The sequence below is a fragment of the Citrobacter sp. RHBSTW-00599 genome (assembly GCF_013784065.1).
Taxonomy (GTDB): Bacteria; Pseudomonadota; Gammaproteobacteria; order Enterobacterales; family Enterobacteriaceae; genus Citrobacter; species Citrobacter braakii.
In genome coordinates this window covers 1,189,406-1,203,270 of record NZ_CP056717.1, presented here as the reverse complement: position 1 = coordinate 1,203,270, position 13,865 = coordinate 1,189,406, and the positions used below count along the sequence as shown (strand labels likewise).

The following is a 13,865-nucleotide window of genomic DNA, read 5'->3' as shown; positions in this document are numbered from 1 at the left end:
GCAATTATGCAACTTAACGATCCAACCTTATTTCGCCAGCAGGCACTGATCGACGGCAACTGGCGTGACGCCAACAGCGGCGAGACCATCGCGGTGACCAACCCCGCCAACGGTCAGCAATTAGGTAGCGTACCGAAAATGGGGGCGGATGAAACCCGCGAAGCAATTAACGCCGCTAACCGCGCTCTGCCCGCCTGGCGTGCGCTGACCGCCAAAGAGCGGGCCAACATCCTGCGCCGCTGGTTCAACCTGATGATTGAGCATCAGGACGATCTCGCCCGTCTGATGACCCTGGAACAGGGTAAACCGCTGGCAGAAGCCAAAGGTGAAATCACCTATGCCGCTTCCTTTATTGAGTGGTTTGCCGAAGAGGGCAAACGTATCTATGGCGATACGATCCCCGGCCACCAGGCCGACAAACGCCTAATCGTCATCAAACAGCCGATCGGCGTTACCGCCGCGATTACGCCGTGGAACTTCCCCGCGGCGATGATTACCCGCAAAGCCGGTCCGGCGCTGGCGGCTGGTTGCACAATGGTGCTTAAACCGGCCAGCCAGACCCCCTACTCCGCACTGGCGCTGGCAGAGCTTGCCAATCGCGCCGGGATCCCGGCAGGCGTTTTCAGTGTGGTGACCGGTTCAGCGAGCGCGGTCGGCAACGAGCTGACCGGCAACCCGCTGGTACGCAAGCTGTCATTTACCGGCTCAACCGAAATTGGCCGTCAGTTAATGCAGCAGTGCGCCAAAGACATCAAAAAAGTGTCGCTGGAGCTGGGCGGCAATGCGCCGTTTATCGTCTTTGACGATGCCGATCTTGATAAAGCCGTGGAAGGCGCACTGGCATCGAAGTTCCGTAACGCTGGCCAAACCTGTGTCTGCGCCAACCGCCTGTACGTGCAGGACGGCGTGTATGACCGTTTTGCCGAAAAACTCCAGCAGGCAGTAAGCAAACTGCACCTCGGCGATGGTCTGCAACCTGACGTCACCACCGGGCCGCTGATCGACGAGAAAGCGGTAGCCAAAGTGCAGGAACACATCGCCGATGCTCTGGATAAAGGCGCGCGCATTATCGCGGGCGGCAAACCTCACGCACTCGGCGGCAACTTCTTCCAGCCCACCATTTTGGTGGATGTGCCTGACAACGCGAAGGCCGCCAAAGAAGAGACGTTCGGCCCGCTGGCTCCGCTGTTCCGGTTTAAGGACGAGGCTGACGTCATCGCTCAGGCCAATGACACCGAGTTTGGTCTGGCCGCCTATTTCTACGCCCGTGATTTGAGCCGCGTCTTTCGCGTTGGCGAAGCGCTGGAATACGGCATTGTCGGGATTAACACCGGCATTATCTCCAACGAAGTCGCCCCGTTTGGGGGAATTAAAGCCTCCGGTCTTGGCCGTGAAGGATCGAAATACGGCATCGAAGACTACTTAGAAATCAAATATATGTGCATCGGCCTTTAATAAAATAAATACTGGAGAACACCTGATGAGCACCAACAAAGAACTTATGCAACGTCGCAGCAACGCCGTTCCCCGTGGCGTAGGACAAATCCACCCTATTTTTGCCGAGCGTGCAGAAAACTGTCGAGTCTGGGACGTTGAAGGCCGTGAATTCCTCGATTTTGCTGGCGGTATTGCGGTGCTGAACACCGGCCACCTGCACCCGCAGATCGTCTCTGCGGTAGAAGCACAGTTGAAAAAGCTGTCCCATACCTGTTTTCAGGTGCTGGCCTATGAGCCGTACCTGGAGCTGTGCGAAATCATGAATAAGAAAGTGCCGGGCGATTTCGCTAAAAAAACCCTGCTGGTGACAACCGGCTCGGAAGCGGTGGAAAACGCGGTGAAAATCGCCCGCGCCGCCACCAAACGAACCGGCACTATCGCCTTCAGCGGCGCTTACCACGGTCGAACCCACTACACCCTGTCGCTGACCGGGAAAGTAAATCCGTACTCTGCAGGAATGGGGTTAATGCCGGGCCACGTGTATCGTGCGCTTTATCCTTGCCCGCTGCACGGCATCAGTGAAGACGATGCTATCGCCAGCATTCACCGTATCTTCAAAAATGATGCCGCTCCGGAAGACGTTGCCGCCATCGTGATTGAGCCAGTCCAGGGCGAAGGTGGTTTTTACGCCGCCTCTCCTGCTTTTATGCAACGTCTGCGCGCCATTTGTGACGAGCACGGCATCATGCTGATTGCCGATGAAGTACAGAGCGGCGCGGGCCGTACCGGTACGCTGTTCGCTATGGAGCAGATGGGCGTTGCGCCCGATCTCACCACCTTTGCCAAATCTATTGCTGGTGGCTTCCCGCTGGCGGGAGTGACCGGGCGCGCCGAAGTCATGGACGCTATCCCACCGGGCGGTCTGGGCGGTACCTATGCCGGTAACCCGATTGCCTGTGCCGCCGCCCTGGCGGTACTGAATATTTTCGAACAGGAAAATCTGCTGCAAAAAGCCAACGACCTGGGGCAAACCCTGCGCGAAGGCCTGCTGGCTATCGCGGAAACCCACCGCGAGATTGGCGATGTACGCGGGCTGGGAGCGATGATCGCAATCGAACTGTTTGAAGACGGCGATCACACGAAACCAGACGCCAAACTGACCGCGGAAATCGTCGCGCGTGCGCGCGATAAAGGGCTGATCCTGCTCTCCTGCGGACCTTACTACAACGTACTGCGCATTCTTGTCCCACTGACCATTGAAGATGCCCAAATCCGCCAGGGGCTGGACATTATCGCTCAGTGTTTTGCCGAAGCGAAGCAGGGTTAACACCGCATTCGACCAATAAAAAACGCAATCCTCAGGCCGGATAAGGCGGAGCCGCCATCCGGCAGACAGGGTCAATAACAATAAATACGCGTGCCCCGGCGCGGGAATGCCGGGGTGCTCTCCCAAGTGAAATACTTTCGAGAGGTTTAAAAGATGGGGCAAGTGTCACAATCACATGATTTAGGGGGCGGGCTGAAATCACGCCACGTCACCATGCTGTCTATTGCCGGGGTTATTGGCGCAAGTTTGTTTGTGGGTTCAAGCGTGGCGATTGCAGAAGCCGGTCCCGCAGTATTACTGGCCTATCTGTTCGCCGGATTGCTGGTGGTGATGATTATGCGCATGCTGGCCGAAATGGCCGTTGCCACCCCGGATACCGGTTCCTTTTCCACCTACGCCGATAAGGCCATTGGCCCGTGGGCGGGTTATACCATCGGCTGGCTGTACTGGTGGTTCTGGGTGTTGGTTATCCCGCTGGAAGCGAATATCGCCGCCATCATTCTGCACTCCTGGGTTCCAGGCATTCCTATCTGGCTGTTTTCTCTGGTTATCACGTTGGCATTAACCGGCAGTAATTTGCTGAGCGTCAAAAATTACGGTGAGTTCGAGTTCTGGCTGGCGCTGTGCAAAGTGATTGCCATTCTGGCGTTTATCACTCTCGGCGCGGTGGCGATTAGCGGTTTCTACCCCTATGCCGAGGTCAGCGGAGTTTCGCGTCTGTGGGATCAGGGCGGCTTCATGCCCAACGGTTTTGGCGCGGTGATCAGCGCGATGCTAATCACCATGTTCTCCTTTATGGGCGCAGAGATTGTTACCATCGCCGCCGCCGAGTCCGATACCCCGGATAAGCACATCGTCCGCGCCACCAACTCGGTTATCTGGCGTATCTCCATCTTCTATCTGTGCTCTATTTTCGTGGTCGTCGCGCTGATTCCGTGGAACATGCCGGGACTGAAAGAGGTGGGCTCTTACCGCTCGGTGCTGGAGTTACTGCATATCCCACACGCGAAGCTGATCATGGACTGTGTCATATTGCTGTCAGTAACCAGTTGTCTGAACTCCGCGCTGTATACGTCGTCGCGTATGCTTTACTCCCTGAGCCGTCGTGGCGATGCTCCCGCCTTTATGGGTAAAACGAACCGGAGTAAAACGCCTTATGTGGCGGTGTTGCTGTCTACGGGGGCCGCGTTCCTCACCGTGGTGGTCAACTATTACGCCCCGGCCAAGGTGTTCAAATTCCTGATCGACAGCTCTGGCGCCATCGCCCTGCTGGTTTATCTGGTGATTGCAATTTCCCAACTGCGGATGCGCAAAATCCTGCTGGCGCGAGGCGGTGAAATTAAACTGAAAATGTGGCTCTATCCGTGGCTTACCTGGCTGGTAATCGCCTTTATTATCTTTGTGCTGGTGGTGATGCTCTTTCGCCCAGCTCAACAACTGGAAGTTATCTCTACCGGGTTATTAGCCATAGGAATTATTTGCACCGTGCCTATTATGTCACGCTGGAAAAAACTGCTATCGTGGCAAAAAGCACCGTTGCAAAATACGCATTAAACCTTTTCCCGGCGCAGGCCGGGAAAACCGTTCAGGAGTAAGACCATGACCGCCATTCCCCAACCGACGGCCATTGATGGATACCGCTGGCTGAAAAACGACATCATCCGCGGTGTGTATCAGCCTGATGAAAAACTGCGTATGAGCCTGCTGACCTCACGCTATGAGCTTGGCGTGGGACCGCTACGCGAAGCGCTTTCGCAGTTGGTTGCCGAGCGGCTGGTCACGGTGGTCAATCAGAAAGGGTATCGTGTCGCCCCAATGTCCGAACAGGAGTTGCTCGATATTTTCGATGCCCGCGCCAATATGGAAGCCATGCTGGTCGCGCTGGCCATTGAACGCGGCGGCGACGCCTGGGAAGCTGAAATTCTGGCGCGGGCGCATATGCTCGGCAAGCTTGAAGCCGTTGACGCCAGTGAACAGATGCTCGACGAGTGGGATCAGCGCCATCAGGCTTTTCATTCGGCAATTGTCGCTGGCTGCGGTTCACAGTATCTGCTGCAAATGCGCGAACGGCTATTCGATTTGGCGGCGCGCTACCGGTTTATCTGGCTGCGAAAGACGGTGCTGTCGGTGGAGATGTTGGAAGATAAACACGATCAGCACCAAACGCTGACCGAAGCAATTCTGGCACGCGATGCTGCACGTGCCAGCGAATTAATGCGCCAGCACCTGCTGACGCCCATTCCGATTATTCAACAAGCGATGTCCGGCAAATTGCTGACGCAATAAGCCTGAACTTTCTTATTGTTCTGGAATACGCAAAACCTGCCCTGGATAAATTTTATCCGGGCTTTTCAGCATCGGTTTATTCGCTTCAAATATCTGGTTATACAGGTTGGCGTTACCGTATACCTGTTTGGCAATAGCGCTCAGGGTATCTCCTGATTTTACGGTATAAAACTGGCTTTCACTCGCCGGCGCAGAAGTTTTTACCTGATCGTCGACGCTGGCAATACCAGAGATATTACCAATCGCAATCAGGATTTTTTCTTTCGCTTCCTGACTTAATCCATCGCCAGAAACGGTGGCTTTACCTTCGTTAATTTGGACGTTCACTTTATCCGCATCCGGGATGCCCGTTTTGTTCAGGTGTTCCTGTACCTTTTTTGCCAGATCGGCAGTGTCATGGTTGCCAGTAACCGCATCCCACAGTTTTTCACCCGCATCTTTTACAAAATTAAAGAGTCCCATATCCACCTCGGTAGTTAACAATCAACACCAGGAAGTGTAGCAGAGGAGAAAGAAGCGCAAAGAAAACGGCGCCAGAGCGCCGTAGTAGAAAAGTAATTAGTTACGCGTTTGTATCCAGAAGGCGTGGATCAGACCCGGGATGTAGCCCAGCAGCGTCAGAACAATATTGAGGATAAATGCCCAGCCGAACCCCTTCCCCAGCAGCACGCCAAGCGGGGGCAGAATAATAGTAAAAACGATTCTCCAGAAACCCATACACACTCCATACAAGCAAAAAGTTACTCATTGTTTAAAAAGAGATTTTATCTCTAAGCATAGTCAGTGTACCTAACTCTGCCAGCCTTCCCCTGCTGTTTTACCCTCCTTTACGCTCTTTACGCTGGCGTACGTTGACCATTTATTTTAGAATAATCTTAATTTAGAACATGCTTAAATACATATGACTGAACTTGAACAACTCCAGGCCAGCGCTGAGCAGGCTGCCGCCCTGCTAAAAGCGATGAGTAACCCGAAAAGGTTGCTGATTTTGTGCATGCTCTGCGGCTCACCCGGTACCAGCGCGGGCGAATTAGCCCGTGTTACCGGCCTGAGTCCTTCCGCCACTTCGCAGCATCTGGCGCGTATGCGTGAAGAGGGCCTGATAGACAGCCAACGCGATGCCCAGCGCATCCTGTACTCCATCAAAAATGCGGCCGTGAATTCACTGATCGCCACATTAAAAACACTGTATTGCCCATAAGGAGCCATCATGACCATTGGGACGATTTCCCCACGCGAGGCGCAGACGCTGGTCGCACAAGGCGCAAAACTGATTGATATCCGCGATGCTGACGAGTATCTGTACGAGCATATTCCGGAGGCGCATCTGGCGCCATTACCTACGCTTGAGCAGGGATCGCTGCCTGCAAATTTACGCGCCGGGCAGGTGATTTTTCACTGCCAGTCAGGCAAACGTACACAAAACGCGGCGACAAAACTGAACGCTATTGCCGCGCCTGCGCAGGTCTGGTTGTTGGAAGGTGGCATTGACGGCTGGAAAGCCGCAGGTTTTCCGGTGGCAAAAGATCGTTCACAACCGTTACCGCTGATGCGCCAGGTGCAGATAGCCGCAGGCAGCCTTGCCTTACTCGGCGTCATTCTGGGCTACACCGTTAGCAGCGCCTTCTTCCTGCTGAGCGGTTTTGTGGGCGCCGGGCTAATACTCGCTGGCTTGACCGGCTTTTGCGGCATGGCGCGATTGCTGGATATCATGCCCTGGAACCGACGTACTCATTAAGCGGTAATCATTGAAACTGCACTGTACCCGCTGATTGACGTGATCTATGGTGAGTTCTGCGATAAATAAAGGAGAGCAATATGTTTAAACCTGGCGATCTGGTTCAACCACGCATGGGTGGACCTAAACTGAAAGTTGTCGAAGTCAATGGCGATCACATTGTGGCGGTACACGCCAGTAATGAAAGCGGCGAAAAATTCACGCTGAAAGCAGCTGACGTGACGCGATATACCGAAGAGGGTGATTTTGGCGTTTGCTGAAAATAAGCGGTGAGGTCGCCCTCACCGCATTAATAATCAGATCAAAAAGTCATCAAGAGATTTACCGGCAGCCAGTGCCTGGGCAATTGGCTTCGGTGTGCGACCTTGTCCGGTCCATGTTTTTGTTTCACCATTGAGATCGGTAAAACGATATTTCGCCGGGCGCGGCTGACGTTTTTTAACTGAACCTGCCGTCGCAGGCGTCATGCTCAGCAGCTCTTCCGGATTGATCCCGTCTGCCTGCATCATCGCCAGCAAAGTATTAATTTTTTCCTGCTGTTCTGCACGTTGGCGCTGTAGTTGTTCTTCTTCATCACGGCGTTCTTTGGTCACTACCCTGAATTTTTCAAGCATATCTTCCAGCACGTCAACGGAAAATTCACGAGCCATTGCACGCAGCGAGCGGATATTATTTAAGTTTTTTAACATTGAACTCATATTAACAAAACCTCTTTAACGTAAAACATAAAAACGGTATTACCCTAAATATTGTATGCAACTGCTTATTATATTTCCAGTCTAATTTATTCGCATATTACTAATCAAAAAAGCTAATTCGTGTATTTATAGCATCCATTTTGACATCGCCTATGCGATATATTCTATTCCTCTGCTAGTCGCTATAAATATACCTGCAAGGAGTCTCAGGGTATCAGTCGAGAAACAGGCCACAACATCGCGCGGAGCCGGTGCGTATACATATTGCACATTAGTCAACATTGAGAAAAGGAGCGCAAAAAATTCAGAAAAACAAATTTCCATAACCCATTGATCTAAAATGCCTTTAATTAAATCAGCAACGAAAATACCAAAACGAACAAAAAACAAACCATTACAGAGCATTTTATCGACAAAAAGGTAATAAATAAAAATTTTAAGCTAGTTGCTAGTTATTATCCAGGCAGATATCCTATTCAAACGCGAAAGTAGCAAGACAAATCACTAGCAAGAAGGTATTCAAAACCTTTTTTTCCCTTTTTACAAGGAGCATTAACATGTTCTCTCCGCAGTCACGCTTGCGTCATGCAGTAGCAGACACGTTCGCGATGGTTGTTTATTGTTCTGTCGTGAACATGTTGATCGAAATATTCCTTTCAGGAATGAGCTTCGAACAGTCTCTGTACTCCAGACTGGTGGCTATCCCCGTCAACATACTGATCGCGTGGCCATACGGCATGTATCGCGATTTGTTTATGCGCGCGGCGCGTAAAGCCACGCAAGCAGGATGGGGGAAAAACCTGGCGGACGTGCTGGCTTATGTCACCTTCCAGTCACCAGTGTATGTGATTATTCTATTGACGGTTGGCGCCGACTGGCACCAGATTACGGCTGCAGTAAGTTCGAACATCGTGGTATCAATGCTGATGGGCGCGGTCTATGGCTACTTTCTTGATTATTGCCGCCGCCTGTTTAAGGTCAGCAGCTATCATCAGGCTAAAGCCTGACAGATCTCTTCGCGACTGGCCCTGCCAGTCGCATTATTAGTTTGAACTAACGTCGCCAAACAACCCACTCAGATAACGCTCAAGCGCAATTCGCGAACTGAAGCCGTGCGGAATACCATAATGTTCGTGAGTCTCTCCGGCTAAATATAGCGGGAATTGCTGGTAGTGATCGCAGGTTTTAATATCCGTCGCAGGTTCCGCCAGCGAAGAGCTGCGCTCTTTTAGCGTGGGATGGATAACTAATGCGGTACGTCCCATACGTGCTTCACGGTTAACGTACACATAATTTTCGCCACGACGATAGCCGTACGTTTTTTGCGTCACTACATCGACGATAAAGCCCACTTTTTCAAGTACGCGCGCCACCTCATCAGGTCGTAAATACATATATTTTCCTCGTTATCTTTTTTACTGCGGGCTTACCTTACCTGATTCAGCATTAGCAACGCTTTCAGAAAAGTCCATAAACGAGTGGCGATGGTGGGACTAATATCTTAAGAACCGCGCAGAATTATGTCAGCGACATCCGCAGTTGATACGCCGCCTGCTGCGCCATTTCCACCGAGCTGATGTTGGTAAACGACAGCAATATTCCCCCCTTTCCTGCTGAAGTTATTCGCCAGCGGCTTAACGCCTGAACCGCCAGCCCGGCCTGATTCGCTTTGCGCACTAGCGCAACATCATCTCCGTCGACAGTTATCACCAGCTGAATCCCTCCTTCCTGAGGAATGACGTTAAACCCTTGTTCGCTCAACGCGTTTTCCATCCATTGACGTCGCAGGGCATAATTCTGGCGCATACGTTTTAAGTGCCGCCAGAAGTGGCCATCTTGCATAAAATCCGCCAGCGTTTGCTGCCATAAAACCGGAACGCTACAGGCCGTTAGCGCCGCCTGCTGACGAAAATGTTCGACCTGAGTCAGGGGTACCACCAGCCATGCCGTGCGCAAAGCCGGAAACATCGATTTGCTGAACGTTCCGGCATAAATCACCCGCTGGGGCGCATCCAGACTTTTTAGCGGCGGCAACGGTTTGCCGTGGTAGCGAAATTCACTGTCGTAATCATCTTCAATGATCCACGCCTGCGCCCGAGTCGCCCATTCAAGCAGTTGGTGGCGACGGTCTAATGACAGGGCGACGCCCAGCGGACTTTGGTGTGCGGGTGTGAGCAGCACAAAACGCGCCTGCGGGTAGTCACGGATCCCAGCGCAGACATCCAGGCCATCGGCATCAACTGCCACCGGCATCAGCTCAATGCGCTCCTGAGCCACCACGGGGTGAATCAACGGAAAGCCAGGATCTTCGACCCACATCCCCTCACCGGGTTGAGACAGAGCGCGCAGGATTAACGTCATTGATGCCGCGTAGCCTGAAGTAATAAAAATCTGCTCCGGCTGGCACTCAATACTGCGTGAGACGCGCAGGTAATCGACAATCGCCTGACGTAACACCCGTTCGCCGCAAACATCGCCCACGGCCAGGTCAAAACGCGTTTGGGTGCGTAAACGCCGCCCCATCACCCGCGCCCAGACGTCCCGCGGGAAGAGATCGAGTGCGGGTAATCCCATCTGAAAAGGCTGCGGCCTGGGGTTTTCTCCGGCGAAGATGGCGGGAGACACAGGTGCGTTTTCCGGTCGCAGTTGCTCACTGACAAATGTTCCTGCCTGCCCGCGTCGCGCGAGCCAGCCCTGCGCCACCAGTTCTGCATAGGCATTTTCCACCGTCGAACGTGATACCCCCAGCTCCTGGGCCCAGGTCCGACTGGAGGGCAATCTTGTGCCTGGCTTTAGTTCACCTTTCTCAATGGCGTTTTTTAACTGACGGGCGATTTGCTGATAGCGTGGCATTTATGGTCTGCTTTTTTGGCAACAATATGGCTCTCTGTAGCAGTCCATTATAGTGCTACATTGCGGGTCATCCAAACGAGGAGAAATACCATGACAATGTTACGCCAGCCCTATTATGAACTCAGTCCTGAAATCTATAACGCTTTGGTTCAGGCCAGCAAAGCGCTGGAAAACTGCGCGCTGGAACCTACGCTGACGGAACTGATTTACCTGCGAGTCTCGCAAATCAACGGCTGCGCCTTTTGCCTGGAAATGCACAGTAAGGCGCTGCGCAAATCCGGTGTTGCGCAGGCCAAACTGGACGCGCTGGCAGGCTGGCGGGTGAGTCATCACTTCAGCGAGCAGGAGCGTGCGGCGCTGGCGTGGGCCGAATCCGTCACCCATATAGCCAGCACCCATGCCGAAGATGACGTTTATCTGCCGCTGCTCGACCATTTTAGCGCGAAAGAGATTAGCGATCTGACGTTTGCTATTAGCCTGATGAACTGCTTTAACCGTCTGGCGGTAGGGATGCGCATGTGATTCTGCGCTGCCGGATGGCGACATAAACGCCATCCGGCAACCTGCCATAGTTTCTATCACTTCCTCCGTCACGCTCATCACCCATGCCCTCATCAATCTAAAATTACCATATCTTGTATGGTTGAATCTTTTTAAAACTACATCTAGTATCTCCTCTATCAAGACACACACAACCTGACGCCCTCTATCGCGTCATTCTTTTACTTTTAGATGGAAATACGAATCATGCGCATTGTTATTTACACTCGTAACAACTGTGTTCAGTGCCACGCCACTAAGCGGGCGATGGAAAGCCGCGGGTTTGACTTTGAGATGGTAAACGTCGATTTACACCCTGATATGGCGGATCGCCTGCGCGATCAAGGCTTTCGTCAGTTACCGGTCGTGGTCGCAGGGGAAACCAGTTGGTCAGGATTTCGCCCGGACATGATCAACCGTCTGCGCCCGGCTCCTCAAGTGGCCAGCGCATGAGTCAGCTCGTCTACTTCTCCAGCAGCTCCGAAAATACGCACCGCTTCATGCAGCGTCTGGGGCTGCCTGCCATCCGCATTCCGCTTAACGAACGCGAGCGGATCCGGGTAGACGAACCTTACATTTTAATCGTGCCCTCCTACGGTGGCGGCGGTACAGCTGGCGCGGTCCCGAGACAGGTGATCCGCTTTTTAAACGATACGCACAACCGGGCGTTAATCCGTGGAGTGATCGCCTCCGGCAATCGCAATTTCGGGGACGCCTACGGTCGCGCGGGTGATGTCATCTCACAAAAATGCGGCGTGCCGTGGCTCTATCGCTTTGAGCTGATGGGCACCCAAAGCGATATCGACAACGTGCAAAAAGGAGTGAGCGAATTTTGGCAACGACAACCGCAGAACGTGTAGAACAGCAGACGCTGGATTATCACGCCCTGAACGCCATGCTGAATCTGTACGATAAGGCCGGGCGCATTCAGTTCGACAAAGACCATCAGGCGGTGGAGGCATTCTTTACCGCCCACGTTCGCCCCAACTCGGTGGCGTTTGCCAGCCAGCAGGCGCGTCTGGACACGTTGGTGGATGAAGGCTATTACGATGCCAGCGTGTTAGCCCGCTACGATCGCGCGTTTGTGCTGAAGCTATTCGCCCACGCCCACGCCAGCGGATTCCGTTTCCAGACGTTCCTCGGCGCATGGAAGTTCTACACCAGCTATACGCTGAAAACGTTCGACGGGAAGCGCTATCTCGAAGACTTTGAGGATCGCGTAACGATGGTGGCGCTCACGCTGGCGCAGGGCGATGAAGCGCTCGCTCTGCAACTGACCGATGAAATGCTCTCCGGGCGTTTTCAACCCGCCACGCCAACCTTTTTAAACTGCGGTAAACAGCAACGCGGCGAGCTGGTTTCCTGCTTCCTGTTACGCATTGAAGACAACATGGAGTCAATTGGACGGGCGGTCAACTCGGCGCTGCAACTCTCCAAACGCGGCGGCGGTGTGGCATTTTTGCTCTCTAACCTGCGTGAGGCGGGTGCGCCCATTAAGCGCATTGAGAACCAGTCCTCAGGGGTGATCCCGGTAATGAAAATGCTGGAGGATGCGTTTTCTTATGCGAATCAATTAGGGGCGCGTCAGGGTGCGGGCGCGGTGTATCTGCACGCGCATCATCCGGATATTTTGCGTTTTCTCGATACCAAACGTGAAAACGCCGACGAGAAAATCCGTATCAAAACGCTCTCGCTTGGTGTGGTGATCCCGGATGTCACCTTCCAGTTAGCCAAAGAAAATGCCCAAATGGCGCTGTTTTCACCGTATGACGTGGAACGCATTTACGGCAAACCATTCGGTGATATCGCCGTAACTGAACGGTATGACGAACTGGTTGCCGACAAACGAGTGCGCAAAAAATACATTAACGCCCGCGATTTCTTCCAGCGGCTGGCCGAGATCCAGTTCGAGTCCGGCTACCCTTACATCATGTTTGAAGACACGGTGAATCGCGCTAATCCAATTGCCGGTCGTATCAATATGAGCAACCTGTGCTCAGAGATTTTGCAGGTTAACAGCGCTTCCACCTACGATGAAAACCTCAATTACGCACAAACAGGGCACGATATCTCCTGCAACCTCGGCTCGTTGAATATCGCTCATACCATGGATTCGCCAGACTTTGGGCGGACCGTGGAAACGGCGGTTCGCGGTTTAACGGCCGTTTCGGACATGAGCCATATCCGCAGCGTACCCTCAATTGAGGCCGGGAACAGCGCATCGCACGCTATCGGTCTTGGGCAGATGAACCTGCACGGGTATCTGGCACGGGAAGGTATCGCCTACGGCTCACCTGAAGGGCTGGATTTCACCAATCTCTATTTCTACACCATCACCTGGCATGCGCTGAATACGTCGATGAAGCTCGCCCGGGAACGCGGCAAAACCTTTGCCGGATTCAGGCAGTCCCGCTACGCCAGCGGTGAGTATTTTAACCAGTATCTGCAGGGCGACTGGCAGCCAAAAACCGCCAAGGTTCGCACACTGTTTGCCGCCAGCGGCATTACGCTGCCAACGCGTGAAATGTGGTCGCAGTTGCGTGAAGATGTCATGCGCTACGGCATTTATAACCAGAATTTACAAGCGGTTCCGCCAACGGGTTCTATCTCCTACATCAACCATGCGACATCAAGCATTCACCCGATCGTGTCAAAAGTGGAGATTCGCAAAGAGGGCAAAACCGGGCGCGTTTACTACCCTGCCCCGTTTATGACCAATGAGAATCTGGCCTTGTATCAGGATGCCTACGAGATTGGTCCACAAAAAATCATTGATACCTACGCTGAAGCAACGCGGCATGTCGATCAGGGGCTTTCACTGACGCTCTTTTTCCCCGATACCGCCACCACTCGCGATATCAACAAAGCGCAAATTTACGCCTGGCGTAAAGGCATCAAATCGCTGTATTACATCCGACTACGCCAGTTGGCGCTGGAAGGAACCGAAATCGAAGGTTGCGTGTCATGCGCGCTGTAAGGAGGACAA

17 protein-coding genes are annotated in these 13,865 nt (G+C 53.1%); 12 read left to right on the top strand and 5 right to left on the bottom strand.

From position 1 onward, the window contains the following. Positions 1–6 precede the first annotated feature (6 nt). From gabD to csiR, 4 genes are all read left to right on the top strand, one after another. Positions 7–1,455 carry an NADP-dependent succinate-semialdehyde dehydrogenase gene (gene gabD, locus HV243_RS05765; protein ID WP_131351287.1) on the top strand — a complete coding sequence of 483 codons (1,449 nt, stop codon included), beginning with the start codon at positions 7–9 and terminating at the stop codon, positions 1,453–1,455. Between the two features lie 25 nt (positions 1,456–1,480). After that, complete coding sequence (gene gabT / locus HV243_RS05760; protein ID WP_046274853.1) at positions 1,481–2,764, top strand: 4-aminobutyrate--2-oxoglutarate transaminase; 1,284 nt, start codon at positions 1,481–1,483, stop codon at positions 2,762–2,764. Positions 2,765–2,917: 153 nt separating this feature from the next. Next, on the top strand, positions 2,918–4,318 hold the full coding sequence (gene gabP / locus HV243_RS05755) for a GABA permease (protein ID WP_016154136.1): 1,401 nt from the start codon (positions 2,918–2,920) through the stop codon (positions 4,316–4,318). Between the two features lie 45 nt (positions 4,319–4,363). After that, positions 4,364–5,050: a DNA-binding transcriptional regulator CsiR gene (gene csiR / locus HV243_RS05750; protein WP_047358821.1), complete on the top strand. Its 687-nt coding sequence runs from the start codon at positions 4,364–4,366 to the stop codon at positions 5,048–5,050. 12 nt (positions 5,051–5,062) lie between these two features. On the opposite strand, the gene lysM is transcribed toward csiR, so the two are convergent. Continuing rightward, a complete protein-coding gene (lysM, locus tag HV243_RS05745) occupies positions 5,063–5,512 on the bottom strand; it encodes a peptidoglycan-binding protein LysM (RefSeq protein WP_016154138.1) in 450 nt (149 codons plus the stop codon). 96 nt (positions 5,513–5,608) lie between these two features. After that, positions 5,609–5,767 (bottom strand): YqaE/Pmp3 family membrane protein, encoded by a 159-nt coding sequence (locus HV243_RS05740; RefSeq protein WP_003037242.1) that lies wholly within the window; start codon positions 5,765–5,767, stop codon positions 5,609–5,611. A gap of 184 nt (positions 5,768–5,951) precedes the next feature. Between HV243_RS05740 and HV243_RS05735 the strand changes: the two genes are divergently transcribed. The 3 genes from HV243_RS05735 (at position 5,952) to HV243_RS05725 (ending at position 7,048) form a co-directional block, all read left to right on the top strand. Then, positions 5,952–6,251 carry a metalloregulator ArsR/SmtB family transcription factor gene (locus HV243_RS05735; protein ID WP_016154139.1) on the top strand — a complete coding sequence of 100 codons (300 nt, stop codon included), beginning with the start codon at positions 5,952–5,954 and terminating at the stop codon, positions 6,249–6,251. 9 nt (positions 6,252–6,260) lie between these two features. Next, positions 6,261–6,788: a rhodanese family protein gene (locus HV243_RS05730; protein WP_053389461.1), complete on the top strand. Its 528-nt coding sequence runs from the start codon at positions 6,261–6,263 to the stop codon at positions 6,786–6,788. Positions 6,789–6,868: 80 nt separating this feature from the next. Continuing rightward, entirely contained in the window at positions 6,869–7,048 is a 180-nt protein-coding gene (locus HV243_RS05725; protein WP_016154141.1) for a hypothetical protein, read from the top strand. A gap of 36 nt (positions 7,049–7,084) precedes the next feature. Here the strand turns inward: HV243_RS05725 and stpA are convergent, their stop codons facing one another. Beyond that, the gene (stpA, locus tag HV243_RS05720) at positions 7,085–7,486 is read right to left on the bottom strand and encodes a DNA-binding protein StpA (protein ID WP_053389460.1); all 402 of its coding nucleotides are present in this window, start codon (positions 7,484–7,486) and stop codon (positions 7,085–7,087) included. Between the two features lie 557 nt (positions 7,487–8,043). Here stpA and alaE point away from each other — a divergent pair. After that, a complete protein-coding gene (gene alaE / locus HV243_RS05715; protein ID WP_016154144.1) occupies positions 8,044–8,493 on the top strand; it encodes an L-alanine exporter AlaE in 450 nt (149 codons plus the stop codon). 36 nt (positions 8,494–8,529) lie between these two features. Here alaE and HV243_RS05710 read toward each other — a convergent pair whose 3' ends face one another. Both HV243_RS05710 and HV243_RS05705 read right to left on the bottom strand, forming a co-directional pair. After that, on the bottom strand, positions 8,530–8,880 hold the full coding sequence (locus tag HV243_RS05710; RefSeq protein WP_053389459.1) for a DUF2002 family protein: 351 nt from the start codon (positions 8,878–8,880) through the stop codon (positions 8,530–8,532). Positions 8,881–9,004: 124 nt separating this feature from the next. Beyond that, entirely contained in the window at positions 9,005–10,339 is a 1,335-nt protein-coding gene (locus tag HV243_RS05705; RefSeq protein WP_053389458.1) for a PLP-dependent aminotransferase family protein, read from the bottom strand. 90 nt (positions 10,340–10,429) lie between these two features. On the opposite strand from HV243_RS05705, the gene HV243_RS05700 reads away from it, so the two are divergent. The 4 genes from HV243_RS05700 (at position 10,430) to nrdE (ending at position 13,856) form a co-directional block, all read left to right on the top strand. Further along, positions 10,430–10,861 carry a carboxymuconolactone decarboxylase family protein gene (locus HV243_RS05700; protein WP_016154147.1) on the top strand — a complete coding sequence of 144 codons (432 nt, stop codon included), beginning with the start codon at positions 10,430–10,432 and terminating at the stop codon, positions 10,859–10,861. Positions 10,862–11,086: 225 nt separating this feature from the next. After that, on the top strand, positions 11,087–11,332 hold the full coding sequence (nrdH, locus tag HV243_RS05695) for a glutaredoxin-like protein NrdH (RefSeq protein WP_016157297.1): 246 nt from the start codon (positions 11,087–11,089) through the stop codon (positions 11,330–11,332). Next, positions 11,329–11,739: a class Ib ribonucleoside-diphosphate reductase assembly flavoprotein NrdI gene (nrdI, locus tag HV243_RS05690; RefSeq protein ID WP_016157298.1), complete on the top strand. Its 411-nt coding sequence runs from the start codon at positions 11,329–11,331 to the stop codon at positions 11,737–11,739. The genes nrdH and nrdI overlap by 4 nt, the downstream gene beginning before the upstream one ends. Next, positions 11,712–13,856: a class 1b ribonucleoside-diphosphate reductase subunit alpha gene (gene nrdE, locus HV243_RS05685; RefSeq protein ID WP_047358818.1), complete on the top strand. Its 2,145-nt coding sequence runs from the start codon at positions 11,712–11,714 to the stop codon at positions 13,854–13,856. Before nrdI ends, nrdE begins: the two co-directional genes overlap by 28 nt. Positions 13,857–13,865 lie beyond the last annotated feature (9 nt).

Excerpts from the sequence above, each read along its gene's own strand:
- HV243_RS05710 (WP_053389459.1), bottom strand. The coding sequence starts at position 8,880 with ATGTATTTACGACCTGATGAGGTGGCGCGCGTACTTGAAAAAGTGGGC.
- nrdI (WP_016157298.1), top strand. The coding sequence starts at position 11,329 with ATGAGTCAGCTCGTCTACTTCTCCAGCAGCTCCGAAAATACGCACCGC.
- HV243_RS05730 (WP_053389461.1), top strand. The coding sequence starts at position 6,261 with ATGACCATTGGGACGATTTCCCCACGCGAGGCGCAGACGCTGGTCGCA.
- HV243_RS05705 (WP_053389458.1), bottom strand. The coding sequence starts at position 10,339 with ATGCCACGCTATCAGCAAATCGCCCGTCAGTTAAAAAACGCCATTGAG.
- HV243_RS05700 (WP_016154147.1), top strand. The coding sequence starts at position 10,430 with ATGACAATGTTACGCCAGCCCTATTATGAACTCAGTCCTGAAATCTAT.
- HV243_RS05740 (WP_003037242.1), bottom strand. The coding sequence starts at position 5,767 with ATGGGTTTCTGGAGAATCGTTTTTACTATTATTCTGCCCCCGCTTGGC.
- lysM (WP_016154138.1), bottom strand. The coding sequence starts at position 5,512 with ATGGGACTCTTTAATTTTGTAAAAGATGCGGGTGAAAAACTGTGGGAT.
- csiR (WP_047358821.1), top strand. The coding sequence starts at position 4,364 with ATGACCGCCATTCCCCAACCGACGGCCATTGATGGATACCGCTGGCTG.
- nrdH (WP_016157297.1), top strand. The coding sequence starts at position 11,087 with ATGCGCATTGTTATTTACACTCGTAACAACTGTGTTCAGTGCCACGCC.
- HV243_RS05735 (WP_016154139.1), top strand. The coding sequence starts at position 5,952 with ATGACTGAACTTGAACAACTCCAGGCCAGCGCTGAGCAGGCTGCCGCC.
- alaE (WP_016154144.1), top strand. The coding sequence starts at position 8,044 with ATGTTCTCTCCGCAGTCACGCTTGCGTCATGCAGTAGCAGACACGTTC.
- gabD (WP_131351287.1), top strand. The coding sequence starts at position 7 with ATGCAACTTAACGATCCAACCTTATTTCGCCAGCAGGCACTGATCGAC.
- stpA (WP_053389460.1), bottom strand. The coding sequence starts at position 7,486 with ATGAGTTCAATGTTAAAAAACTTAAATAATATCCGCTCGCTGCGTGCA.
- gabT (WP_046274853.1), top strand. The coding sequence starts at position 1,481 with ATGAGCACCAACAAAGAACTTATGCAACGTCGCAGCAACGCCGTTCCC.
- HV243_RS05725 (WP_016154141.1), top strand. The coding sequence starts at position 6,869 with ATGTTTAAACCTGGCGATCTGGTTCAACCACGCATGGGTGGACCTAAA.
- gabP (WP_016154136.1), top strand. The coding sequence starts at position 2,918 with ATGGGGCAAGTGTCACAATCACATGATTTAGGGGGCGGGCTGAAATCA.